The organism is Moraxella catarrhalis, from assembly GCF_001656295.1.
Classification (GTDB): domain Bacteria; phylum Pseudomonadota; class Gammaproteobacteria; order Pseudomonadales; family Moraxellaceae; genus Moraxella; species Moraxella veridica.
This window is the reverse complement of the sequence record NZ_LXHE01000017.1, coordinates 85,213-108,473: the sequence shown is the minus strand read 5'-3', so window position 1 is coordinate 108,473 and position 23,261 is coordinate 85,213. Positions and strand designations below refer to the sequence as shown.

Below are 23,261 nucleotides of genomic sequence, written 5' to 3'. Positions count from 1 at the left end.
CTTAAACCACAATAAAACCGCTCTATCTTGGAGCGGTTTTATCATAAAAAGTGCCATAATTATAAAAAATACTTAAGCGACGAAATCTTTACCTAAATAAACCTTACGAACCAACTCATTGGATAAAATTTCATCTTTATTTCCTTCAGCGATGATTTCCCCTTCAGAAACAATATAAGCTTTTTGGCAAATTGACAGTGTTTCGCGAACATTATGATCGGTAATTAGTACACCAATCCCACGCTCGCGCAATGTTTCGATGACCTGCATGATATCGCCTACTGAAATTGGATCGACGCCGGCAAATGGCTCATCCAACAGGATAAATTTGGGGTCTGATGCCAAGCAGCGGGCAATCTCACACCTTCTACGCTCACCCCCTGATACGCTCATACCCAACGAATGGCGGACATGTTCTAAATGAAAATCAGCCATCAGCTTTTCAAGCTGCTGATGCTGCTGTGCTTGAGTTAAGTCCTTGCGCGTCTGCAAGATTGCCATGATGTTTTGTTCGACAGTCAGCTTACGAAAAATCGAAGCCTCTTGGGGTAGATAGCCAATGCCTTTAGCGGCGCGCTCATGCATGGCATTTTTTGAGATGTCTTGATCACCCAAGATCACGCGACCTTTATCCATAGGCACAAGCCCAATCACCATATAAAAACTTGTGGTTTTACCCGCCCCATTAGGACCCAAAATTCCTACTACTTGGCCTTGCTCAATCTCAAAAGAGACATCCTTGACCACCCATCTTTGACCATAACGCTTGCCCAAGTGGCGCATCGATAATACTGTCATCTTCAGACCTTAGCGCAAACCACTTCGAGAATTTGAATCACTTGGCGGAAAGACCAGCTCTACACGCTGACCACCACCAGCATTGGCTTCGACATCACCGGCAGATAGACTATAGCGAATCGTATTGCCTGAAAAACTCGATCCAGCTTGAGTGAGTTTAGCATTACCTGTCAGCGTCACAATCCCACTCACGGCGTTATAATCAATGCGATTTGCCTGACCTTTTGCCAAGCCTTTTTCTTGGGTCACCACCTGCTGCATGGTGGCAGGTCGCCCTGTCGCAACCGCTGACTTGATGCTGCGATTATTGGTATCAAGATTCACGGTCAAATTATCGGCAGCAATCTTTAATGTGCCTTGCTCAATCGTCACTTTACCCGAATAAGTGGTTACGCCAGTGCGTTCGCTATAAGTGGCTCGATCAGCCAATAAGCGAATCGGCTGATTGGCATCAGAAGGTAATGCTGAAGCAATCATTGGTACACTGACTATGCACGCTAAAAATAAGTATTTTGTAATTACAAAATCAGCTTTCATATAGAACCTTGAAAAAACTTAAGAAAATTTAATTAAAATAACGCCTTATTCTGACGCTTGGGCGCATCAAAAAGCACTTCGATGCGATCAAACTCATACTCGCCAGTTTGCAGATTTGCTCGAAAACCCTGCGCTTTAAAGCTATCCATGCCTTGCTGCACAGTCAGAGCCTCTTGGCTTGATACAGTGCGATCTTTGGTATTGCCGATAATGCTCAAACCCTCAATGATCATTTCAGGCTTATCAGCAGTTGCCGCACGCACCAACTGAAACCCTTGGGATAATCGTAACCCGCCACTGCCCTGATCAAGCGTCGCACGGTCAGCGGTCAGCGTGTAGGTTTCACCCTGTGGGGGCTGCCAATGAATGGTCGCGCCGAGCATTTCATCTTGACCATTGGCATTTTGAACCAACGAATCGGCGGTCAGTGTATATTCTGTTTCGCCAGTTTCAGGATCGGTTTGGATGGCTTTGATTTGGGTGACTTCAGAGTCTACAGTCGGCGCTTCAGGCAAAGCAGGCTTGACCTCGACATCCTCTTGATAAAAAAACCACGCCGCAACCGCCAACGCCATCACACCCAACACACTTAAAATACGAAAGTTCATTTGGGCTGCCTATTCAAATTTTGCAATGAATGCATCAAAGTTATTTTGCGCCTTTAAAATCAGCTCACAAACCTCCCTGACCGCGCCATGACCTCCTGTTTTGGTGGTAATATAATCTGAAACCGCCTTGGTCTGCTCACACCCATTAGGCACACTGATTCCAAAGCCTGCCCCACGCACAGCTTTTAGATCAGGCAAATCATCACCGATATAGGCACACTGCGACAGCTCAAATCCAAGCTCCTTGGCAAGCCCTGCCAAAGCAGTAAATTTATCGTCTCGACCCTGGATGATGTGTGCAATGCCAAGCTCTTTGGCGCGTCGATCTACCATGGCAGAGCTTCGACCTGTGATGATGGCTAAAATTACACCTGACTGTCTTAGCGCCTGCAAGCCCAAACCATCTTGCACATAAAATGCTTTGGTTTCGACACCTTCAGAATTATAAATAATTTGCCCATCCGATAAAATGCCGTCGACATCCATGGCAAAGAGTTTGACATTTTTGGCTTTTTGGTAAATTTCATTCATGGCTTTATCTTTTTAATTTTGATCAACTGAATTTAAGTTTAGCTGACGCCAGCTTTTAGTATATCATGAATACTAATTACGCCGATTAATTGATGGTCTTTTAGCACCAATAGCTGACTGATTGCATTTTCGTTCATCAAAGTAAGTGCATCAGATGCGCGCATCTGCTCATCAGCAGATTTTGGTGTCTTGGTCATCAGTGTCTGAATTTCAACGGTTAGCTTAGTATGCTCCGCCAATTTACGGCGCAAATCCCCATCGGTAAAAATACCGACCACGTTGTCTTCATCATCGACAATCACAGCAAGACCTAGGCGCCCACTGGTCATAGCCAATAAAGTTTCATTTAAGCTTGATTTATAATGCACAATGGGCAAATTATCGGTATGCATGATGTCAGAAACACGCGTCAAAAGCTTACGCCCAAGTGCACCCGCAGGATGAGAAAGCGCAAAATCATGGCTAGTAAATCCACGTGCATGCAATAGCGCCACCGCCAACGCATCGCCCAAAGCCAGTGTTGCTGTGGTGCTTGAAGTTGGTGCAAGCCCAAGGGGGCACGCTTCTTCGGACAGACCCAAAGTCAATGCAATATCCGCCGATCTTGGCAAAACTCCGCGCTTATCGCGACTGATGCTAATGAGTGGGATTTTTAACTGCTTGACGACAGGCAGCAGCATGCGTATCTCATCTGACTCACCCGAATTTGAGATGGCAATGAGTACATCTCCTTGCACCAGCATCCCCAGATCACCATGCCCTGCTTCCCCAGGGTGCATAAAAAAGGCTGGCGTGCCCGTCGATGCAAAAGTAGCTGCGATCTTACGACCGATATGTCCAGACTTGCCCATGCCTGTTACTACCACGCGTCCAGAACAATTCAAAATCGCCTGACACGCATTGACAAAACGCTCATCAAGCTCATCAATCAACAGGTCTAAAGCACGCTGTTCTGTACGGATCGCGTCAATAGCATCTTGAATGTAATCGCTGGGCGCAAGGTTATTTTGTCTCATTACCATTTAATTCATCAAAAAACTTAGACCATAATAATAGCACATTTTATCTGTCTATTGATTGGTATTTTGGAGTTTATGACCTATAAAACATCCCCAAGAAAAAACTTGTACACGATAAGCTCGCATACAAGTTTGATTCCAAAATACTTCATTTTGGGCTGGATAAGTCAGTCAGGTTATAACTGGATTAGGACTGATTCTCAAAATCATCGTCATGATTAAATTTTGGGTCTGGCTTAGCATCAAAGCCTGAGTGGTTAAAATTTCTGGTATCGTTGCTTTCAAAAGCTTTACCATCAAATCCACGTTCCTCAAAGCCTGAACGATCAAAGCTTTGACGATCAAATCCTGTGTGATTAATGCCGCCCATGCCGCCACCTTGATAGCCCATACCACCGCGATCAAATCCGCCTTGAGTTTGACGCTCAAAGCCACTCTGAGGCGTGCGAGTAAAGCCGCCCTGTGGACGAGGGCTGCCTTGATAGCCCATACCACCGCGATCAAATCCGCCTTGATTTTGGCGGCGCTCAAAGCCATTGCCTTGATAAGTACCACTGGTCATGACGCCCAAATTAGAGCCTTGATATCCACCTGTGGATTGAGCTGGTGTAGAGCCGCCTTCTGTGCGGGGGTTTCTGGTGGGTACAACCGTTGAAATGGCGTGCTTATACACCATTTGGCTGACTGTGTTCTTCAATAAGACAACATATTGATCAAAAGATTCGATCTGTCCTTGTAGCTTTATGCCATTGACCAAAAAAATTGATACTGGAATACGATCTTTACGCAAAGCATTCAAAAATGGGTCTTGTAAAGTTTGTCCTTTTGACATAAGTTTCTCCAATCTAAATAGCTAAAGCAATGCAAACGGGGAAATTCCTCATAAGTTATTGCAACAATTGCTGTTCTACTTGTTTTATGCTATTAAATGATACTATTGTTAAATTATTTTTGGTTGGGTTATCTGTCTGTGCCAATTGCTTCAGCCAAGTATATTGGCGTTTTGCTAACTGTCTTGTAGCATATAATGCCTTATTTTTCATATCTTGACAAGCCAAATCCCCTGCATTTGTCATGGTTTTTTTAAATTTTTTGTTAAAATCTTGATGAATTGAGCCAATTTCTTGCTTTTTGTTAGATGTTTGAACATCATAATATGACTTAAGCCCAGGATGAGCGGTGACGCAGGGATGGTTAATTGCGATCAAATAATCAAGCACTTGGCGATATCCGACGGCACGCAGCGCCGGCATGTCAGCTGTCAGATCTGAATGATGCTCAATGAGTCCGATCACTTCTTGTAAAAATCCATCCGCCCACATTTTTTCAAGCCTTTGTTCGATCCGCTCATGCAGCCAAGCTCTGTCTGGCGTGACGATGATAGCGTACCAATGCCATTTTGGGTGGTCGCTGATCGCTACTTTGGGCGTCGATTGCCATTCACTTAAGGGCTTACCGGTTTGCATGTGCACCTCAACCGCACGGGTGATGCGCTGTGTGTCTGTAACTTTGAGCTTTTGGCAAATCACAGGATCATGCTGCCTTAGGTACTCATACAAAGGTTCATTGCCTTTTTCATCATGCCAAGCTTTGACTTGATTGCGGATGGTTGGCTTGGTTTGTGGTACTGTGGATATCCCATCAAGCAGCGCCATATAATACATCATCGTTCCGCCGACTAAAACAGGGATTTTATTGCGCGCATGAATCTTGCCAATCAAGCACTCCACATCTTGGATAAAATTTGCGACGCTATAGCTCTGAGTGGGCGTCAAAATATCTACCAAATGATGCGGATAAGCTCTAAGCTCATCTTTGGTAGGTTTGGCAGTACCAATATCCATACCTTGATAAATCAGCGCACTGTCCACAGATATCAGCTCAAATCTGCCCGTATCGTACAGCTTGAACGCCAAATCTGTCTTGCCACTGGCGGTCGGAGACATTAGGCAAACAACACTGTTATCCGGCAAATCGGTATAATGCGGCAGATTCATCATACTTCCTCAAAGCCTGTCAAGGTAACGACTCTTTTGTCATCAAGATGGCGAATGATATCAATATGATAATCAGGCTTAGGCAGGACTTGACTGGCACGGCTTGCCCACTCAATAATAACAAGGCTGTTTGGTTCATCAAAATATTCATAAAAGCCAATAAAATCAAGCTCTTCAGAATCATTCAAGCGATATAAATCAGCGTGATAAACAGGCTTTAACCCCCCTTGTATATTGATTTGATAAGGCTCTACCAGCGTGTAAGTGGGGCTTTTGACAGCACCTTTATGACCCATAGCTTGTAGCCAATAGCGTACTAAAGTCGTTTTGCCTGCACCCAAATCACCTGACAACCACACACTGCCCGATAAGTGCATCTGAGCCAATTTTTCGGCAAGTGCTTGGGTGTCCGCTTCACTGTGTAAGGATAAGGTTTGACTGTTCATACTTGAACCTGCAAATCCACTTTTGGATTGACAAATGCGTCACCTTTTAGCAGCTTATCATACATTTGAGGGTCGCTCCACTCTGATTTAACTTGCTCACTGAACTCAAAATCAGCTAAGTGAAGTACGCCCATTTGTTCATTTTCAACATCTTGCTTAAAGCACTGAGCATAGCCTGTCGCTGTCTCATGGACAATGACGGAATAAATGCTGATATCTTGTTCACCGTTTTGCATGACAGTTTGATTCAAAATGGCATCTGCCCAAAAGAAAATCACTCGGCTAAACTGCTCGGCTGAAGGCGACACAGGCAAACTCACCCAACGCGCGCTGAAGTCCTTGCAGGCTTGGATATAGCTTGGATCGTCTTTATCCCAAAAAGTGATGGCGTGATCAAAACTATCTATGATATCTTTGATATGGTGCTTTAATAGTCCAAAATCATAAACCATTTGACCATGATCAAGACGATGCGCCTCCAAAATCAGCTCAACTTCATAGCTGTGTCCATGTATGGATCGTTTACAGCGATCGGATGAACAATTACGCACAATGTGTGCATTTTCAAATTTAAACAGTTTGCGAATTCGCATAATAAGCCTTTAATGTACTATTTTGCTCGTTTAGAATGATTATATCACAGGTGATTTTTGACAAAAAGCAAAAACGCAGCAAGGCATTTGCATTGCTGCACTATGATTCAAAGCTTAGGTTAACTAAATGCTAACAATCGATCGCCATCTTTATCAGCAATGCGTGTCGTCAAACCCATGGTATTTAGTAGATTGATAAAAGGTCTAGCATCTAGCTCTTCAACATTGACCATCGTACCTACATTCCATTCACCACTGGCGATCAAAAGTGCTGCTGCAACAGGCGGCACACCTGCGGTATAAGAAATGCCTTGACTACCGACTTCGGCATAAGCGTCTTCATGATCGATGATATTATAAATAAATATTTCTTGAGTCTCGCCGTCTTTTTCCCCCTTAACTTTATTGCCGATACAGGTCTTACCTGTATAATGTTCGGCAAGACTGGCAGGATTGGGTAAAACCGCCTTGACGACTTTTAGAGGCACTACTTCTAGACCCTCGGCAGTTGTGATCGGCTGCTCTGATAAGAGACCAAGATTTTTTAGCACGCCAAATACATTGATATAATGATCACCAAACCCCATCCAAAAACGGATATTCGGCACATTTAAGTTTTTGTGCAAAGAGTGCAGTTCATCGTGCCCGCTTAGATAGCTGTTTTGAATACCGACGACTGGTAAGTCATCCGTGCGCTTGACTTCAAACATTTGGTTGGTCTGCCATTGGCTATTTTGCCAAGAATAAACCACGCCAGTGAACTCACGAAAATTAATCTCAGGATCAAAATTGGTTGCAAAATATTTGCCATGGCTACCAGCATTAATATCAATGATATCAATATCGGTTACGCTGTCTTCATCAAAATACTCAACACCCAACCGTGCGTATGCATTGACAACACCTGGATCAAAGCCCACACCCAAGATGGCGGTCGCACCTGCTTTTTTGAAGGCTTCTCGTTTTTTCCATTCATAATTTTCATACCAAGGCGGCGTTTCACAAATTTTATGCGGATCTTCATAAATGGCAGTATCTAAATAATGCGTACCTGTTTCGATGCACGCATCCATCACGCTCATATTAATAAATGGTGAGCCAACATTAATCACGATATCTGTATTTGTTTTGCGGATCAATTCAGCCACAGCGTGATGATTCATCGCATCTACAGCATGAGTATGCAAAACGGCATCACGCTTAAAACTGCCCTTTTTGGCGACATTTTTGGCAATAGCTTGACACTTGTCAATCTTGCGTGATGCGATGTGAATTTCCCCAAAAATATCATTTGCCATTGCACATTTGTGTGCAACCACCTGAGCGACACCACCTGCACCAATGATGAGTACATTTTTTGCCTGAGACATCAATCCTCCTTAATGCCCAATGAATGAAATGAGCTTATCAATACTTGTGCATGAATTAAAAAGGAAGACTTCAAGGAAAATTCACACACCCAAATTATTTGCTATTGATGATAAAGCCTTTAATAATAGCGATTATTTGCCTGATTTTCAAGCAGCTAGGCAATCATTTATTCTTCAAAGTAATGTTTCATTTAAGACAGACTGGCTTTATAATCTTCATAATCAAATTGGCGTTGAATCATGATTTCACCATCTTGGCGAATAATCACAATCGATGGCATATCAACGCCATTAAACCAATTTTTCTTAACCATTGTATAAGCAGCGGCATTGCCAAAAGCGACTTTGTCACCAATCTTTAAAGGTTCATTAAGCGTATAATCTCCAAAAATATCACCCGCCAAACAGGATTTGCCATAGATTCTTACTGAGGTTTCATCTGCCGATGTGCCATCAAAATCTGTACCTTCAATATCATAAGCTGTGTCATTAACATAAGCCAGCGGCGAAGATTGGCGATAAATCAGCAAATCTAACATATGCGCCTCAATGGATGCATCAACTACCGCCAGAGGCTTACCATTATGCAGCGTATCAAGCACACTGGTTACCAGCACAGCACCTTGATGTACCGACGCTTCTCCAGGCTCAAGGTAAATTTGCACGCCGTAGGTTTCGCTGAAAGACTTCAGACGACTGATGAATTTATCTAAAGGATAATTTTGGTCAATATAATGGATACCACCGCCAAAGCTGATCCATTCTAAGCGATGAAATAACTCACCAAAGCGGTTTTCTATATCGGTCAAACTTTGGCTAAATGCCTCAAAATCAGTGTTCTCACAATTATTATGAATCATCACACCAGTAATCTGATCAGCTATCGCCATAATGCTCTCAACATCATGCTCGCCCAAACGGCTAAATGGTCTGGCAGGATCGGCGATGATGAATGATGAGTTACTGGTTTGGGGGTTTAGGCGAAGCCCAACAGGGATGTTTTTATCGCGAGCCAGTTGTCCAAATCTATTTAATTGATTAAAAGAATTAAAAATGATCTTATCACAATAACCAAGAACTTCCTTGATTTCATGATCGGCATAAGCCACGCTATAAGCGTGTGTTTCACCGCCAAAGCATTCTTTGCCCAGTCGCACTTCCTTTAAGGACGAGGAAGTTGTGCCGTGAAGATAAGGCTTCATAGATTCAAAAATCCCCCAAGTGGCAAAGCATTTGAGTGCAAGTAACGCTTTTGCACCAGACTCATGACAAACCTTTTGCGTGATGCTAAGGTTGTCAATGATGGCACGCTCATCAAGCAAATAATACGGCGTTTGAATGGTTGCTAAACATTGCTTTTGCTTAGGAGTTAATCGAGCAAAAAATTGACTCATGATAAATTCCTTTGATAAAATTCATGGTATATTTTAACAAAATTTTTGGTAGATTTGTTTTAAAAGGCAGGCATTCAGATCATTTATGGCAAAAATATTTCTTTTAATTGGCATTGTTTTTGTTTTTATTGGTATTATTTTGAGCATTTTTCCAAACGCACTTTCATGGTTTGGTAAATTGCCTGGCGATATCAGCCATCATTCCCCAAGTGGGCAGACGCGTGTTTATTTTCCGATTGTTACCATGATCATTATTAGCGTGGTGTTGAGCATTGTTTTACATATTTTTCGGCGTTAGATAATCGATCGGCATTGACAAGATCACATACTTTTTAAAGCTACAAAAAATTACCGATTCACCCATCTTATCCCACAAAAAATTTGCTAAAATACTCATCAATTTATATTTAGTAGGCTTTGGTTATCAAACCATAGCGATTTAGGATAATCAAATTTAAGATCGAATCATATGGATAATACTCAAACAACCCACCCATCTTCTCAGCTGCCCAATGCCCAAATGATGAAAAACGGCAATGACACAACTTTTTATCATACAGATAAAACGCAAACGGACACGATGATTTTTGAAAATCAATTAGATGCCAAAGACAGTGGCAGTTGGTTTAATGAAAGCTTGCTCTTAAGCTGGCAACAAACTTTTGGCAATATCAAGCATGGCTATGTCAAAGCAGCTGATAATTTGGTTGATGAGCTTTTGGTAACACTGACTCAAAAGCAAGTTAATGATGCTTTATATAAGTTTGTTACAAAAAATGTTGGGCTGTTACATAATTTAAAATTGGATATTCATGATGGGTGGCTCAGACTAACCTGCACAGTGGATATCATGGGTCTATACACGACAGTGGCCAGTAATTTTGAGCTGGTTCATCTTCAGCTGGATCGCCACACCCAGCGGTTGGTGCTTAAGCAAATCAGCGACACAGAAGTGATTGAGCTACACAGCAAACAATGGTATAAAGCCCCAGCTGCACGACTTGGCGTAAGCTTATATCGTGCGCTACTACGTAAAGATCCGCTGCCGTTTATTTTAAATAAAATTAAGATCAAAGGCATCCCGTTTACCGAGCATAAAGGCAATGTCATTTATCTTGAAATTGGTCGCTGGTTAAAAAATAGCGATATGATCATGAAAAACCTTAAAAAAGCTCAAGTTAATGATGGCCATCTAAAAGCCCAACAGCTTTTGTTAAAAGTTCAGCCAAACTTTGGTGATATCTTAAGCTTCGGCGATCCAGATGCTGACATCATCACCGAAAAAGACAATCCAAAGCACCAAGAAGAAAATAATAGAAAGTCTGAAGCAGAAAATTGACAATCAATTTATATCAGATCATACACCCTGATTCGACATGCGTGATCAAATCAGGGCAGGCACTCGGTAAAGTCAGCAAATAAAGACAGCTGATTGTCATTTTTAGGGTAATAGCTGACTTTGGCTGTACCATTTAAGGTGCAGCAGCACGCCAATATTTCATCATCTGCTAAAGTCGCCAACGGTTTTTTTACCAAAGTGATCAATCCTGTGGTTGCAATCACTTTCATGCGGCAAGTGCCACAGTAGCCTTGTCGGCATTCGTAGCGCACCTTTTTATGCTCTGTACGGATCATGCCATCGAGCAGTGTTTCGTTGTCGTGTAAATAAAATCGTGTCTCGTCAGTAAATATCCAACCCATATCGCAATCTTTATTTTTCTTGTTATGACTGATTTATGAATTAGGGCTTGTCTTATAACAAGCCCTTTTGGTAATTTTGGTAATTAATTATAGCTCAAAATCGTCCAAATCCACATCATCTAAATCAGAATCAATCTGACCAACCAAATAAGTGGTAATTTCCGTTTCTTGAGGGGCAACCTGAACATTGTCCGAAGACAGCCAAGCATTAATCCAAGGAATGGGATTGCTTTTGGTTTCAAAAATAGCTGGCAATCCAATAGCCGACATACGAGTATTTGTAATAAATTCAATATATTGGCATAAAATATCTCGGTTTAGACCAATCATTGAACCATCTTTGAATAAATAATCTGCCCAAGCTTTTTCTTGTTCGGCAGCACTTTTAAAGATCTCAATCGCTTCTTCTTGACACGCTTCGGCAATGGCAACCATGTCAGGATCATCTCTGCCTTGACGCATCAGATTGATCATATGCTGAGTGCCATTTAAATGTAGTGCTTCATCACGCGCAATCATCTTAATGATTTTGGCATTACCTTCCATGACTTTACGTTCAGCAAAGGCAAAAGAGCAAGCAAAGGACACATAAAAACGAATGGCTTCAAGCACATTAACAGCGACAATGCACAAATACAGCTGTTTTTTTAGTTTTGGCAGAGTCACTTCAACCGACTGACCGTCAATTTGATAAACGCCCTCACCATGCAAGTCATACAATTTGGCACATAAATGTAAGTCATCGTAATATTTGGCGATATCACTTGCACGCTCAAGAATGTATTCATTATCCACAATATCTTCAAAAATTTTACTTGGATCATTGACCACATTGCGGATAATATGTGTGTAGCTGCGCGAATGAATCGTCTCACTAAATGACCATGTCTCAATCCAAGTCTCAAGCTCAGGAATAGAAACCAAAGGTAATAAAACCACATTCGGGCTACGACCTTGGATGCTGTCAAGCAAGGTCTGATATTTAAGATTACTTAAAAAAATGTGCTGCTCGTGCGTAGAAAGCTCGGCAAAATCAATACGATCTTTTGAGACATCGATTTCTTCGGGACGCCAAAAAAACGACAGCTGCTTTTCGATAAGCTGCTCAAAAATCGGGTGCTTTTGTTGGTCATAGCGAGAGACATTCACCGGCTGACCAAAAAACATCGGCTCTAACAAGACATTATTTTTAGTTTGGCAAAAAATAGAGTAACTCATGTGATGGCTCAAATTGCAATTAAAATAAGGTGACTAAACGGATTTGGTTTGACTGATAGTGGTTATCATTTTGTGTGTTTTGGTCATTTTAACATAAACGCATCAAACTTAAAACCCATTTATCATCTTAGTAATTTTTATCATGTTATTTAAATTTATTTTAAATAATTTCTTATTAAAAAAATTAACCATAGATTATTTTAAATTAAGCTATGGTTAATTATGCAAGCTCTATCTAAAGTGCATCCAAACCGTGTGCCAGATCCTTAATAATATCCTGAGCATCTTCAATCCCAACCGATAACCGAATTAAGCCTTCATTGACGCCTGCTTCAATACGCTGCTCGGGCGTCATGCGAAAATGGGTGGTGGTAGCAGGATGGGTAATGGTGGTTTTGGCATCGCCTAAATTATTAGTAATACTAATCATACGAGTACTATCGATCACTTGCCATGCCGAGGCTTGATCAGCCACTTCAAATCCGATGATCGCCCCAAATGCTCCCCCATCCATTTCAAGAGCGGTATGCTGAGATTTGGCGAGCTTATGCGATGGGTGGTCTGACAGCCCTGAAAAATGAACTTTTTTGACATTGGGATGGCTTGCTAAAAATTGAGCGACTTGATTAGCATTATCACAATGCGCCTTCATACGTAAGGACAAAGTTTCAAGTCCCTTTAAGAGCACCCATGCATTGAAAGGTGACAGACTGATGCCACCCGTGCGCACCACGCCAAATGCCTTCTCCATCAGCTCATCACGCCCAACAAGCGCTCCGCCCAAGATACGCCCTTGTCCATCAATATATTTGGTGGCTGAATGAATGACCACGTCAGCTCCCAGATCCAGTGGCTTTTGGATGGCTGGTGTGGCAAAACAATTATCAACAATTAATAAAGCCTCGTGTGCATGGGCAAGACTGGACAAGTAGCGCAAATCAGCAATTTGCGCCAAAGGATTACTTGGGCTTTCGCAATAAAGCACACGGGTATTTGGACGGATTGCCGCTGCCCATGCTTCATTATCAAAGCAGTCCACATAACTGACTTCTACCCCAAATCCTTGAAAATAGCCATCAAAAAGCGCGACTGATGACCCAAACAACTGCTTGGCGCAAAGCAAATGATCGCCTGCTTTTAGATACGCCAAACACATGGTTAGTATGGCGCCCATGCCTGAAGCAGTCGCCACAGCTCGCTCACCATTTTCAAGCAAAGCTAAACGACGCTCAAACGCTCTGACCGTCGGATTGGTATGACGCGAATAGACATTGCCCTTGAGATTGCCATTAAAATGATCGGCGGCATCAGCGGCACTGGCATACACATAACTGCTGGTTGTAAAAATAGCTTCGTTATGCTCACCTTCATCCGTGCGATGATACCCGCCTCGAACTGCCAAAGTCTGCTCAAAATAGCCAAGGCTTGGATCAAGTGCATCTGTCTGCCAATTTGGGTCAAGCTGAGTCATAAAAATTCCTTAAATTGGGATATAAAACGCGGTAAGCATAGCATAATTTTTTTGGATTTTCATCAGTCATCTGCCATGCTCAGACTTATTTATGGGTTTATGGGCGTTTACTAATTCCAAAATAGAAAATAAAAAGTCTGATTTATCGTTGGTTTTTTATGACAAATTTGCGTAAAGTATGCACCATCTATTCATTTGGTTTGGAATTTATCATGACAACATTGATGACACTGAAAAAAACAACATTAATGGCAACGGCATTTGGTGCCGCTTTTGGCTTAGCTGCCTGCTCTAATAATACCGAAACGCCAGCCCAAAGTGCTGACACTGCAAGCAGCAGCACAGCACCTACTCAAGGCTCAATTGAGCTTTTGAATGTCTCGTACGATGTATCTCGAGATTTTTATAAAGAATATAATGAAGTTTTTAAAAACCATTATTTGACCAATCATCCAGATGCCAAAATTGAGATCAAACAGTCTCATGGCGGCTCAAGCAAGCAAGCGCTTTCGGTGAAAAACGGACTGCAAGCGGATGTTGCTACCATGAATCAAGGCTCCGACATTGAGCTGCTGGCTGATGCTAAGCTAGTGGATAGCAATTGGCGCCAAGCATTCCCAAATAATGCCATTCCTTTTACCAGCACCATCGTATTTTTGGTGCGAGAAGGCAACCCTAAAGGCGTCAAAGACTGGAATGATTTGGCGACAAGCGGCACAGAGATCGTCATCGCCAACCCAAAAACCACTGGCAACGGTCGCTATGCATTCTTGGGTGCTTACGGCTATGGCTTGAATGCTTATAATAATGACGAAGCACAAACTCAAGCGTTCGCCAAAGCACTTTTAAGCAATGTTAAAGTATTTGAAAACGGTGGGCGCGCAGCAACGACGACATTTGCTCAGCGTGGGATTGGTGATGTTCTGATCACTTTTGAAAATGAAGCCAATGTCATCAAAGGCAAATTTGGCAATGTGGATATTATTTATCCAAGCTACACTGTCAATGCAGAAAATCCGATTGCAGTCGTGAAATCTGTGACCGACAGCAAAGGCACAACCGAAGCTGCGACAGAGTATCTGAACTATCTGTACAGCGACGAAGCTCAAGAGCTTGCGACGAAGTTTTTCTTAAGACCAAGCAATCCTGATATTCTAGTCAAACATACCGATAAATTCCCTGTCATGACGACCTTTTTCCCAAATGATGTGTTTGGAGATTGGGCAAGCATCATGAAAACTTATTTTAGCGATGGCGGCTTGTACGATCAGCTCGCCGTTGAAGCCCAAAACCAGTAATTCACTTTTGTATAAAAGCAGCCAAGCGATGAGTTTGGCTGCTTTTTTATTGAACTTAAATAAAATCAATCTTAAAAATTTCATCATTCCAAAATGGAAAAACAAAAGCCTTTTTTATTATTATGAATATTTTATTGATTATTATAAATTATTCCTAAGATCAATGATCCATAAAAGGAGTGTTTGTAAATGAATAAAATCAAATTTTTAACTGCTGTCGCAATTACTTGTCTTGGCATAAATGGTTGTACAAATTCAGCCAATAGCAACGCCAATAATGAGGGACAGAAAGTTGAGCTTTTGAACGTGTCTTATGATGTTTCCCGAGATTTTTATAAAGAATACAATGAGTTATTTATAGATCATTATCGTAAGTCTCATCCAAATATCACTTTGAGTATTAAGCAATCGCATGGCGGCTCAAGCAAACAAGCCATGTCCGTAGCCAATGGGCTTCAGGCAGATGTTGTCACCATGAACCAAAATTCTGATATCGATCTATTGGTCAATAAAAATTTGGTTGATCAAAATTGGCAAGAAAAACTACCAAATCAGTCCGTGCCTTATACCAGTGCAACTGTGTTATTAGTTCGCGCTGGGAATCCAAAAAACATTCAAGATTGGTCGGATTTGACTCGTGAAGGGATTGAAATTGTCATCCCAAATCCTAAGACTTCAGGCAATGGTCGCTATGCATTTTTGGGCGCGTATGGTTATGGACTACACACATTTGGTAATGATGAGTCAAAAACTGACGCATTCATGCAGCAGCTACTTGCCAATGTCAGCGTGTTTGATCACGGCGCGCGCGCCGCAACCACCACATTTACCCAGCGCGGTATCGGCGATGTCCTCATCACCCCTGAAAATGAAGCCAGCCATATCGTTCATGCGCTAAGACCTGGAGAGTTTGAAGTTGTTTATCCCAGTTATACAGTTGCGACCGAAAACCCTGTCGCGGTTGTCGACGCTGTGGTCGATAAAAAACAGACACAAGAAGTAGCAAAAAGCTATTTAGCGCAGCTATATCAAGATGATGCTCAGCGCCTAGCAGCCAAGTTTTATTTGCGTCCAAGCAGCCCACAAATTTTAGCAGAGTATCAGGACAGATTTCCTGCGCTTACCACCTTTATTGTCTCAGATGTCTTTGGTAACTGGGATGAAGTGATGAGCCAATTTTTTGCAGATGGTGCAAAATTTGACGCACTAGCCAAGCATTAGCTTTGTCAATTAAGCAGTCAGTGATTTGGCTGCTTTTTAGTCAATTTTTAGAGTATCTACTAAGCCACCATATAAAACCAAAGCAAGCTGTTTACCCTTTTCAATCTCAGGTAGTGGATCCAAACCGTCTAATATCTTTTGCCAAGGCTGCCCTTGGCAGTGATCGTCATACTTACCCGATAACCAATCACCAAACCAACTTGGGCTAAATTCAAGCTCATTTTTGGCATCCAAAGCGACTATGGTCAGCGAAGTCATCAAAGGCAGAACTAAGGGAACCTGCTTCGTTAATAAACTGACTGCCATAAAGTTTTGCAGCTGCCGCTTAGCCAACTCTTTATGGATGGGCTTTAGCGTTAATAAAGACGTGTCACCGAGACTAAAATCTTTTAAGTCGTTGCTAGCTCGCCCAAACTGCCATAAGCTGCAGCCAAGATTTTTTTCGATGTCGTTTTGGTCGGTTTGTCTACACACTTGCCACGCCAAATGATGCAAATAAAAGCGTAAAAAATGCCCTGCGCGCGCTGAATTTGGCAGCACTCGCAGCCAGTGATCGCCGCTTAAAGGTACTTTTGCGACGATATCCAGTGGCGTATTGTTTAGATCAATTGCAATATATTGCTCTGTGGTAGGGCTGATCATGGATGAATATAATAATTGCTCTTTTTTTGGATATAGATCTGTTAGATTTTGTGCAAAATCATCAGTCAGATCTGCCAATTGACCAACCAAAGTATCCAAACTGGTCAATCGATTGGCGCCAGCAGGCAGCAAACTGTCATAATAGACGCGTACAATTTGAGTGAGCGCTGCCTGGTCCTCCTTGATATGAATGGCGTCCATGAGCTTATGATGATCAAACTCATCCATAGACATCCCATCAAACACCCCTTGCGCCATGGCATCAATCAAAGCTTCTTTGAGCTGATATTGACCCAAGCCATCCAAAGACAGCGGCTCTTCTGCAAAGCTGTCGTCTGCTTCATACAACAGCGGTAATTTGTGCTTTAGATAATCCATGGCAGGGTTTTTAAGCGATCTATGGATCTGATCAAGCGGCAGGCTGTTTGGTACTTGAATGCCAAAACTGGTTAAAATCTCCTCCAATGGCGCACTTTCGCCTTGTAAATTTTTTTGTAGTGCTTGGGCAAGCGTTTCATAAACGCTCGCCTCAGGTAGGCTTATGATGGATAATTGATCAAAATCTTGATCCAGCAAGCTGCGCAGTTTCACCGTTATGGGTGATGGCGGCAGGTAATATGTTTGGGATTGTTTGGCGTGTAAGATTTTTTGGGTTAAAAAATCAGCCAACTCATCTTCATCGGAGGTCATCTCATCTGTCTGATAAAATACAGCAGCATCAAACGCATTGGCTGCGTGCTCATAAATCAAAAGCTTCTGAACCAGCTTGGGTGCGATGGCAGCGATTTTGGCGTGCATTTGATCGGCTTGATAGTGGTCTGCCTGTAAGTCAGCTATCCAGTCGACATTGGATTTAAAAAATTCAATCAACTCACTGACTGGCGCTGCTGGCAACAGCTGGGTGCCATCCTCCGCCACACTGGTATAAAAAATCGCACAGGCATCACGGCTGCATAACATGGCATCCAAAAATGCGCCATTGTCGTCATCTTCCAAAAACCGATCGCCGCGACGCTTAAGCCCAGCTTTCATCAAATCTAGGCGGGCTTGGCGATCCTGCCTAGGAAATGCCGATAAATTCATATCCAGCATCAGCGTCAAGCCAAAAGGCACACTTCTTAAGGCTCCAAAACGCGCAAAAGTAATCTTGCCCGCCGGCTCAGCACTCACCGCTTGAGAAGAAAGCAGGCTTGTCATACTCTCAAGCACAAATTCAAGCGTAAGCTCTATATTTTGAGCAGTCTGTGTGGGCGTAGCGACATGGCGGTCATAATGGTGGTTGGCGCGAATACTCGCTGCAATACTGTTCATCGCCTTGAAAATGACGCGCATCTGACTGGTTTCGCGATATTTGGCGAAGTAGCGATTAATAACGCGATGCTCGATATGATGAAGCCAATCAATCACAGGCGCAAGTCGTTGATATTCATCACGAAACTCTCTTAATCCTGCATGGATCAGACACAGCGCCTCAACGATCGGCTGATCGGCTAATGTGACACCCACCAAAGGTAGGCTTGCTTCTTGAAACGACTCGTCACGCCATTCAAACGGATGCATCAATGGGCTTGGCAGTGGCGTATCTTGGGGCATTAAAAAGCCTGCCACAATACGATCCAAAGCATAGCTAAAGCTATAACGATAATCCAAATCAGCTTCATCAAGCGTCATTGCTAAATGCTCAGCGTCAAATCCTCGGCGAAAGCCAGCTGCATCCAATAACTGACAGGCTCGATTGACTGACTCAAAATCCAGATCAAGGCTTTCGTAGAGCGCTGGCGTCATCAGCCATTCGTACACATCTTCACGATAAAACCGTGCATTTTTGGCACCAAGCAGCCGATAAAATCCACAGATGGCACTCATCAGCGAGTCCACCTCACGACTGGCAGTACCCGTAATTTTGGCAGGTAAGCTTAGCCCATCCATACCAACATCATTATTAAAAACCAATCGGATAAGATCTTCGGCCGCCTGAACTTCAGGTAAATAAACCACAATGTCAGATAATTTGCGGTAGCTGCCGTCAGAATTTGGCTCATTAAGGTAGCGAGCTATGATCAAACGAGCTACTTCAAGCTGCCGTTTTAGGCTGTGGCAGGCATGGATACTTAGACTGGGCAGGCGTAGAGATTGATCATTTTTATCCAATCCAAGAGGCAACATTAACTGGCTTTTGGTTTTGATTTTTTGTTCCCAAAACGCGCTGTCTTTGAAGGCTGATACAAGTTCTTGTTGCCACCATTGTTTGGTAGCCTCGCCATCTTCGAGCATTAAAATATCAGATTTTAGCTGATTTAATAAACTTTCAGATTCTTGAACTGGCGATACGAAATCATCTTGCCAGTCAACTTGCCAGTCTTTGGGCGTGCGGTAAGTGTCATAAAATCTGCGATTCACTCCCTCTTTTTCATAATAATAATCACCACCCGACATATCTGCCAGCATCGCAAAAGTTTCTCGGGACTCTTTACCCAATCTTGATAATAAAGCATGGCCATAATCTTTAAGATACACCGAGCTTGGATTGACGATGCGCTGCGTCGCCAGCCAGTTTTTATCAACAATATCCGCCCAAAACATCTTTGATGGATTAAAATGCAATAAATGCACATTCAAATGAACTGATAAGCGTTTTAAAAATTGTAGCTCCAGCAAGGGAATTTGCTGGATAGTAAATAAATAAAGGTGATTAGGCAAGCTTTTATATGCTTCAGCTGCCACACTTTCACCACGCAGACCATCAAGCACTGCCCAAAATCGCACCTCAAGTGTCTCACGATAGGCATAGACCTCAGAAAATAGCTGTCGCCACAGATATCGTAACAATTTTTCAAGGTCGTGATATTGCTGAATCAGCCACTCGGGCGTTGGATCACTATTGCCGTACTCATTGGCAAAGCGATCCTTAGTCTTGATCATCTCATCGATTGATTCAGGTAGTGGTAAGTCATGGGTCCATGCATGTAGCCATTCGGGTCGGTGGGTCAAATATCGCACAAAAACTGATGACACCTCCTCACAGCTTCGCCACAGTCGATGCTCTGGAATGCTTTGGTGCTGAGTGTCATAGATTGTCATCAAAAAATCATACAACGGATGCTTATCATCTTGCATAATCTTGATAATCTGCTCACTAGACAAAGTTTTGATAAAGCCAAAAATCCGCCAACGCATGACCGAACCAGATAGTACCGCCACCTCTGGCACCTGCAAGGCATCTGAAGGATGATGATTGGCATCAATCCTAAGCACTTGCTGAATAAGCTGCCACTGATATTGACCCCAAAATTGTGTCATAAAAAGTGTGCTAATCCCAAGCCGTTCAGCAATACTGCGATTTAGCCAATCACCAAGTACCATCGATGGAACAATGACGATAAATGGTGAAAAAACAGAAATACCCAGCGCCTCACCTTGACGCTGTGCCTGTGTTTGCTGGTAGTAATGAATCAGATGATCCAATAGAATTTGGGTATCATTTGACTGAGTGATTGTAAACATATTATCAAGATAACTCAGCCATCAAATTGCTTTAAGCTCAAGAGCTTGGGCATATTGTACTGCTTCACGAGCTGCAATGGTTTTTGCCCATCGAATGACATTTTGATAAGTATGTACTTCCAAAAACTTGGCGGCATCGTAGCTATCAGAGACATAAAGCTCTCCCAAGCACAAACGCCCATACCATGGATAAATCGCCATATCAGCGATCGTATAATCATCTTGAATCATAAAGGTATGGTTTGCCAAATGTTGGTCTAAGACATCCAATTGTCGTTTGGTCTCCATCGCATAACGGTTAATAGGATATTCCATTGGTTCTGGTGCATAGGCATAAAAATGACCAAAACCACCACCCACAAACGGTGCTGAACCCATCTGCCACATGAGCCATGAGTAAAGTTCTGATAACTGATTGAGATTAGTTGGGATAAAGGCGTTATGTTTTTGGGCTAAATACAATAAAATCGCCCCGCTTTCAAAAATACGAGTAGTAGGCGTGGTACTTTGATCAAGCAATGCTGGAATTTTGGAGTTTGGGTTAATTTTGACAAAATCCGATCCGAATTGATCTCCTGCCATGATATTAATCTTATAGGCATCATATCCTGTGATTGCCCCAAGTTGTTTCAGCTCCTGCAGTAAGATATTCACCTTAATACCATTGGGCGTGTTTAAAGAATATAGCTGATAAGGTAAGTCGCCAACAGGCAACTTCTGCTCATGCGTTGCCCCTGCTGTGGGGCGATTTGTACCGCCAAATGTGCCGCCGTTTTTGGCTTTGATACTTTGATAATCCCAAACTTCTGGCGGTGTATAAGTGTTCATATAATATCCTTTTGCTTAAGTGTTTTTTGAGTTGATAGGCATAAAATGGCATCATGAAATGTCAGTATGTATCACTATACAACAAAAAAGTATCAATTGCATTAGCTTTTTGAGCAGCTTTTTGAGCTTTGTAGGCTGGGTTTTGTTTGCGTATTTTTTGATAAAATGATTAACATGAAATGGTTAACATGGTTAGAGCAATAATCAGCTGATGTCCATCTTTTATTTTTATGATTAATATTTAATGATAAAAATCATCTTTTTAATATGCATATATTATTATTTGAAAGTATTATTCATTAATTTAATTCATATTACTTTATAAAAAAACGCACCGATTTTGATCGATGCGTTGTTAGTCTTAGCGATTAAATCATAACAAAATACGACGCGGATCTGCTAACAATTTTGCAATATGGCGAGTAAAGACCGCAGCATCTGCACCATTAATCACACGGTGGTCATAAGACAGTGATAATGGCAACATGAGTCGTGGCTCAAATTCTTTGCCACTCCATCTTGGCTGATACGATGCTTCAGATACGCCCAAAATACCGACCTGTGGCCAATTTACAAGTGGCGTAAAGGCTGTGCCGCCAAGATTACCTTGACTTGAGATGGTAAAGCTTGCACCTTGTAGGTCTTTGGTGGTCAGTTTCTTATCACGCGCTTTTTTGGCAAGTTCACCAATCTCAATGGCAATCTGCTTGATACCTTTATCTTGAGCATCCTTGATCACAGGTACAATCAGACCATCATCGGTTGCTACCGCAATACCCATATTGACTGACTTGCGGATAATGATTTGAGTATTATCATCCGATAAATGGCTGTTAAATTTCGGCGTTTGGGTAAGTGCGTATGCCACCGCCTTAACAATAAATGCCAAAATAGTCAGACCAATACCCTGCGCCTTGAACTCGCCCTTAAGCTCATTACGCAGACTTTCGGTGTCTGTGATATCAGCCACATCAAACTGTGTCACTTGAGGCAGATAGGTATTGTAGTTTAGCTGCGGAATAGAGACTTTTTGTAGGCGAGTGAGATCTTGGATTTCAAGCTCGCCCCAAATCTCTTTATTGCTCATATCTGGTAAGCTTGGCAAACCAGAACGTACCTCGGTCGTGCCAGATTTTGCTTGACTGGTAGAACCGCTGATGACTGATTTGACATAGCCAAATAAGTCTTCTTTTAAGATTCGCCCGTGAGCTGCTGTCCCTGTCACAGCACTGATATCCACACCAAGCTCACGCGCAAGTTTACGCACTGCAGGACCTGCGTAAACATGGCGAGCTTTTTCGTTTACGACAGCTTCTGGCAGTTTGGTTTGTGGGCTTTGTACAGACTTATTTTTTGATTCAGATGCCACCGCTTGGTTAGCTTTGGTATCTTCTTCTTTGGTTTTTTCAGCTGGTTTGGTTTTTTCAGCTGGTTGCTCTTTATTTGATGATTTTTTGGCTGAAACACCCTTGCTCTTAATCGTAATAAAAGCTTGACCATTTGAGACGCTATCGCCTGCTTTGATCAAGATTGCTTCGATCACACCATCAACTGGTGCAAGTACTTCAGCCGAGGCTTTGTCAGACTCAACCAAAATCAATGGCTGATCTTTGGCAATTTCATCACCAACTGCCACCATAATATCAGCAACTTCAGCACTATCCACGCCAAGGTCTGGCAAATGATGCGTTTGGCTACCAGCTGATTCATTTAAGTCAGGCTGATCGTCTTTTGACTCATCATCGCTGACAGGGGTATCTTCTTTGGATTCATCCGCTTGCTTGGTTTGAGATTCATCCTCGGTTTTTGAATCAGTGTTTTTAGCATCGCTGCTTTGATCACTGTCAAGGGTGAATAATAAATCCCCTTCGGAGATATGATCACCGACCGAGATATGAATTTCTTTGATGACGCCAGCACCAGTTGATGGCACTTCAACCGAGGCTTTATCAGACTCAACCAAAATCATATTGTCATTTTCGCTGACACTATCGCCAACTTTTACCATAATTTCAGCAACTTCAGCTGATTCAACACCCAAATCGGGGGCTTTGATTTCCATCATATTCTCCTATAAATTGGGCA

General features: G+C 42.5%; 21 protein-coding genes. 4 read left to right on the top strand and 17 right to left on the bottom strand.

Annotated elements, in window-relative coordinates; translation table 11 throughout:
- Positions 1-72: 72 nt before the first annotated feature.
- The 11 genes from lptB to AO382_RS07895 all read right to left on the bottom strand — a co-directional run bounded on the left by lptB (position 73) and on the right by AO382_RS07895 (position 9,293).
- Positions 73-798, bottom strand: a complete 726-nt coding sequence (lptB, locus tag AO382_RS07945; RefSeq protein WP_049236039.1) for an LPS export ABC transporter ATP-binding protein — start codon at positions 796-798, stop codon at positions 73-75.
- 9 nt (positions 799-807) lie between these two features.
- Entirely contained in the window at positions 808-1,335 is a 528-nt protein-coding gene (lptA, locus tag AO382_RS07940; protein ID WP_064619891.1) for a lipopolysaccharide transport periplasmic protein LptA, read from the bottom strand.
- Positions 1,336-1,367: 32 nt separating this feature from the next.
- Positions 1,368-1,943 carry an LPS export ABC transporter periplasmic protein LptC gene (lptC, locus tag AO382_RS07935; RefSeq protein ID WP_064619888.1) on the bottom strand — a complete coding sequence of 192 codons (576 nt, stop codon included), beginning with the start codon at positions 1,941-1,943 and terminating at the stop codon, positions 1,368-1,370.
- Positions 1,944-1,952: 9 nt separating this feature from the next.
- Complete coding sequence (locus AO382_RS07930) at positions 1,953-2,474, bottom strand: KdsC family phosphatase (protein ID WP_064619885.1); 522 nt, start codon at positions 2,472-2,474, stop codon at positions 1,953-1,955.
- Between the two features lie 38 nt (positions 2,475-2,512).
- Entirely contained in the window at positions 2,513-3,490 is a 978-nt protein-coding gene (locus AO382_RS07925) for a KpsF/GutQ family sugar-phosphate isomerase (RefSeq protein WP_115346524.1), read from the bottom strand.
- Between the two features lie 190 nt (positions 3,491-3,680).
- Entirely contained in the window at positions 3,681-4,325 is a 645-nt protein-coding gene (gene hfq / locus AO382_RS07920) for an RNA chaperone Hfq (protein ID WP_064619880.1), read from the bottom strand.
- Positions 4,326-4,380: 55 nt separating this feature from the next.
- The gene (gene miaA, locus AO382_RS07915; protein WP_064619876.1) at positions 4,381-5,490 is read right to left on the bottom strand and encodes a tRNA (adenosine(37)-N6)-dimethylallyltransferase MiaA; all 1,110 of its coding nucleotides are present in this window, start codon (positions 5,488-5,490) and stop codon (positions 4,381-4,383) included.
- Positions 5,490-5,936 carry a tRNA (adenosine(37)-N6)-threonylcarbamoyltransferase complex ATPase subunit type 1 TsaE gene (gene tsaE / locus AO382_RS07910; protein WP_064619873.1) on the bottom strand — a complete coding sequence of 149 codons (447 nt, stop codon included), beginning with the start codon at positions 5,934-5,936 and terminating at the stop codon, positions 5,490-5,492. The genes miaA and tsaE overlap by 1 nt, the downstream gene beginning before the upstream one ends.
- Positions 5,933-6,529 (bottom strand): 6-pyruvoyl trahydropterin synthase family protein, encoded by a 597-nt coding sequence (locus AO382_RS07905; protein ID WP_064619871.1) that lies wholly within the window; start codon positions 6,527-6,529, stop codon positions 5,933-5,935. The genes tsaE and AO382_RS07905 overlap by 4 nt, the downstream gene beginning before the upstream one ends.
- A 119-nt stretch (positions 6,530-6,648) precedes the next feature.
- Positions 6,649-7,899 (bottom strand): saccharopine dehydrogenase family protein, encoded by a 1,251-nt coding sequence (locus tag AO382_RS07900; protein WP_064619868.1) that lies wholly within the window; start codon positions 7,897-7,899, stop codon positions 6,649-6,651.
- Between the two features lie 191 nt (positions 7,900-8,090).
- Positions 8,091-9,293: a carboxynorspermidine decarboxylase gene (locus tag AO382_RS07895; protein WP_064619866.1), complete on the bottom strand. Its 1,203-nt coding sequence runs from the start codon at positions 9,291-9,293 to the stop codon at positions 8,091-8,093.
- 85 nt (positions 9,294-9,378) lie between these two features.
- Here AO382_RS07895 and AO382_RS07890 point away from each other — a divergent pair, with 85 nt between their 5' ends.
- Together AO382_RS07890 and AO382_RS07885 are read left to right on the top strand one after the other, a co-directional pair.
- On the top strand, positions 9,379-9,591 hold the full coding sequence (locus AO382_RS07890) for a DUF2905 domain-containing protein (RefSeq protein WP_064619863.1): 213 nt from the start codon (positions 9,379-9,381) through the stop codon (positions 9,589-9,591).
- Between the two features lie 171 nt (positions 9,592-9,762).
- Positions 9,763-10,632, top strand: coding sequence for a hypothetical protein (locus AO382_RS07885; RefSeq protein WP_064619860.1), 870 nt, complete (start codon positions 9,763-9,765; stop codon positions 10,630-10,632).
- 50 nt (positions 10,633-10,682) lie between these two features.
- Here the strand turns inward: AO382_RS07885 and AO382_RS07880 are convergent, their stop codons facing one another.
- The 3 genes from AO382_RS07880 to AO382_RS07870 all read right to left on the bottom strand — a co-directional run bounded on the left by AO382_RS07880 (position 10,683) and on the right by AO382_RS07870 (position 13,683).
- Entirely contained in the window at positions 10,683-10,994 is a 312-nt protein-coding gene (locus AO382_RS07880) for a 2Fe-2S iron-sulfur cluster-binding protein (RefSeq protein WP_064619857.1), read from the bottom strand.
- Positions 10,995-11,081: 87 nt separating this feature from the next.
- The gene (nrdB, locus tag AO382_RS07875) at positions 11,082-12,212 is read right to left on the bottom strand and encodes a class Ia ribonucleoside-diphosphate reductase subunit beta (protein WP_064619854.1); all 1,131 of its coding nucleotides are present in this window, start codon (positions 12,210-12,212) and stop codon (positions 11,082-11,084) included.
- 235 nt (positions 12,213-12,447) lie between these two features.
- Positions 12,448-13,683: an O-succinylhomoserine sulfhydrylase gene (locus AO382_RS07870; protein WP_064619852.1), complete on the bottom strand. Its 1,236-nt coding sequence runs from the start codon at positions 13,681-13,683 to the stop codon at positions 12,448-12,450.
- Positions 13,684-13,895: 212 nt separating this feature from the next.
- On the opposite strand from AO382_RS07870, the gene AO382_RS07865 reads away from it, so the two are divergent.
- Positions 13,896-14,981: a sulfate ABC transporter substrate-binding protein gene (locus AO382_RS07865; RefSeq protein WP_064620012.1), complete on the top strand. Its 1,086-nt coding sequence runs from the start codon at positions 13,896-13,898 to the stop codon at positions 14,979-14,981.
- A gap of 189 nt (positions 14,982-15,170) precedes the next feature.
- Positions 15,171-16,202 (top strand): sulfate ABC transporter substrate-binding protein, encoded by a 1,032-nt coding sequence (locus AO382_RS07855; protein WP_064619848.1) that lies wholly within the window; start codon positions 15,171-15,173, stop codon positions 16,200-16,202.
- Positions 16,203-16,238: 36 nt separating this feature from the next.
- On the opposite strand, the gene AO382_RS07850 is transcribed toward AO382_RS07855, so the two are convergent.
- From AO382_RS07850 to AO382_RS07840, 3 genes are all read right to left on the bottom strand, one after another.
- Positions 16,239-20,348, bottom strand: a complete 4,110-nt coding sequence (locus tag AO382_RS07850; protein WP_064619845.1) for an exodeoxyribonuclease V subunit gamma — start codon at positions 20,346-20,348, stop codon at positions 16,239-16,241.
- A 21-nt stretch (positions 20,349-20,369) separates the two neighbouring features.
- A complete protein-coding gene (yghU, locus tag AO382_RS07845; RefSeq protein WP_064619842.1) occupies positions 20,370-21,176 on the bottom strand; it encodes a glutathione-dependent disulfide-bond oxidoreductase in 807 nt (268 codons plus the stop codon).
- Between the two features lie 373 nt (positions 21,177-21,549).
- Positions 21,550-23,238 carry a 2-oxo acid dehydrogenase subunit E2 gene (locus AO382_RS07840; RefSeq protein ID WP_064619839.1) on the bottom strand — a complete coding sequence of 563 codons (1,689 nt, stop codon included), beginning with the start codon at positions 23,236-23,238 and terminating at the stop codon, positions 21,550-21,552.
- Between the last annotated feature and the right edge of the window lie 23 nt (positions 23,239-23,261).

Bases quoted from the DNA above. Each gene is read 5' to 3' on its own strand.
- lptB (WP_049236039.1), bottom strand. From the start codon at position 798: ATGACAGTATTATCGATGCGCCACTTGGGCAAGCGTTATGGTCAAAGA.
- lptA (WP_064619891.1), bottom strand. From the start codon at position 1,335: ATGAAAGCTGATTTTGTAATTACAAAATACTTATTTTTAGCGTGCATA.
- lptC (WP_064619888.1), bottom strand. From the start codon at position 1,943: ATGAACTTTCGTATTTTAAGTGTGTTGGGTGTGATGGCGTTGGCGGTT.
- AO382_RS07930 (WP_064619885.1), bottom strand. From the start codon at position 2,474: ATGAATGAAATTTACCAAAAAGCCAAAAATGTCAAACTCTTTGCCATG.
- AO382_RS07925 (WP_115346524.1), bottom strand. From the start codon at position 3,490: ATGAGACAAAATAACCTTGCGCCCAGCGATTACATTCAAGATGCTATT.
- hfq (WP_064619880.1), bottom strand. From the start codon at position 4,325: ATGTCAAAAGGACAAACTTTACAAGACCCATTTTTGAATGCTTTGCGT.
- miaA (WP_064619876.1), bottom strand. From the start codon at position 5,490: ATGAATCTGCCGCATTATACCGATTTGCCGGATAACAGTGTTGTTTGC.
- tsaE (WP_064619873.1), bottom strand. From the start codon at position 5,936: ATGAACAGTCAAACCTTATCCTTACACAGTGAAGCGGACACCCAAGCA.
- AO382_RS07905 (WP_064619871.1), bottom strand. From the start codon at position 6,529: ATGCGAATTCGCAAACTGTTTAAATTTGAAAATGCACACATTGTGCGT.
- AO382_RS07900 (WP_064619868.1), bottom strand. From the start codon at position 7,899: ATGTCTCAGGCAAAAAATGTACTCATCATTGGTGCAGGTGGTGTCGCT.
- AO382_RS07895 (WP_064619866.1), bottom strand. From the start codon at position 9,293: ATGAGTCAATTTTTTGCTCGATTAACTCCTAAGCAAAAGCAATGTTTA.
- AO382_RS07890 (WP_064619863.1), top strand. From the start codon at position 9,379: ATGGCAAAAATATTTCTTTTAATTGGCATTGTTTTTGTTTTTATTGGT.
- AO382_RS07885 (WP_064619860.1), top strand. From the start codon at position 9,763: ATGGATAATACTCAAACAACCCACCCATCTTCTCAGCTGCCCAATGCC.
- AO382_RS07880 (WP_064619857.1), bottom strand. From the start codon at position 10,994: ATGGGTTGGATATTTACTGACGAGACACGATTTTATTTACACGACAAC.
- nrdB (WP_064619854.1), bottom strand. From the start codon at position 12,212: ATGAGTTACTCTATTTTTTGCCAAACTAAAAATAATGTCTTGTTAGAG.
- AO382_RS07870 (WP_064619852.1), bottom strand. From the start codon at position 13,683: ATGACTCAGCTTGACCCAAATTGGCAGACAGATGCACTTGATCCAAGC.
- AO382_RS07865 (WP_064620012.1), top strand. From the start codon at position 13,896: ATGACAACATTGATGACACTGAAAAAAACAACATTAATGGCAACGGCA.
- AO382_RS07855 (WP_064619848.1), top strand. From the start codon at position 15,171: ATGAATAAAATCAAATTTTTAACTGCTGTCGCAATTACTTGTCTTGGC.
- AO382_RS07850 (WP_064619845.1), bottom strand. From the start codon at position 20,348: ATGTTTACAATCACTCAGTCAAATGATACCCAAATTCTATTGGATCAT.
- yghU (WP_064619842.1), bottom strand. From the start codon at position 21,176: ATGAACACTTATACACCGCCAGAAGTTTGGGATTATCAAAGTATCAAA.
- AO382_RS07840 (WP_064619839.1), bottom strand. From the start codon at position 23,238: ATGGAAATCAAAGCCCCCGATTTGGGTGTTGAATCAGCTGAAGTTGCT.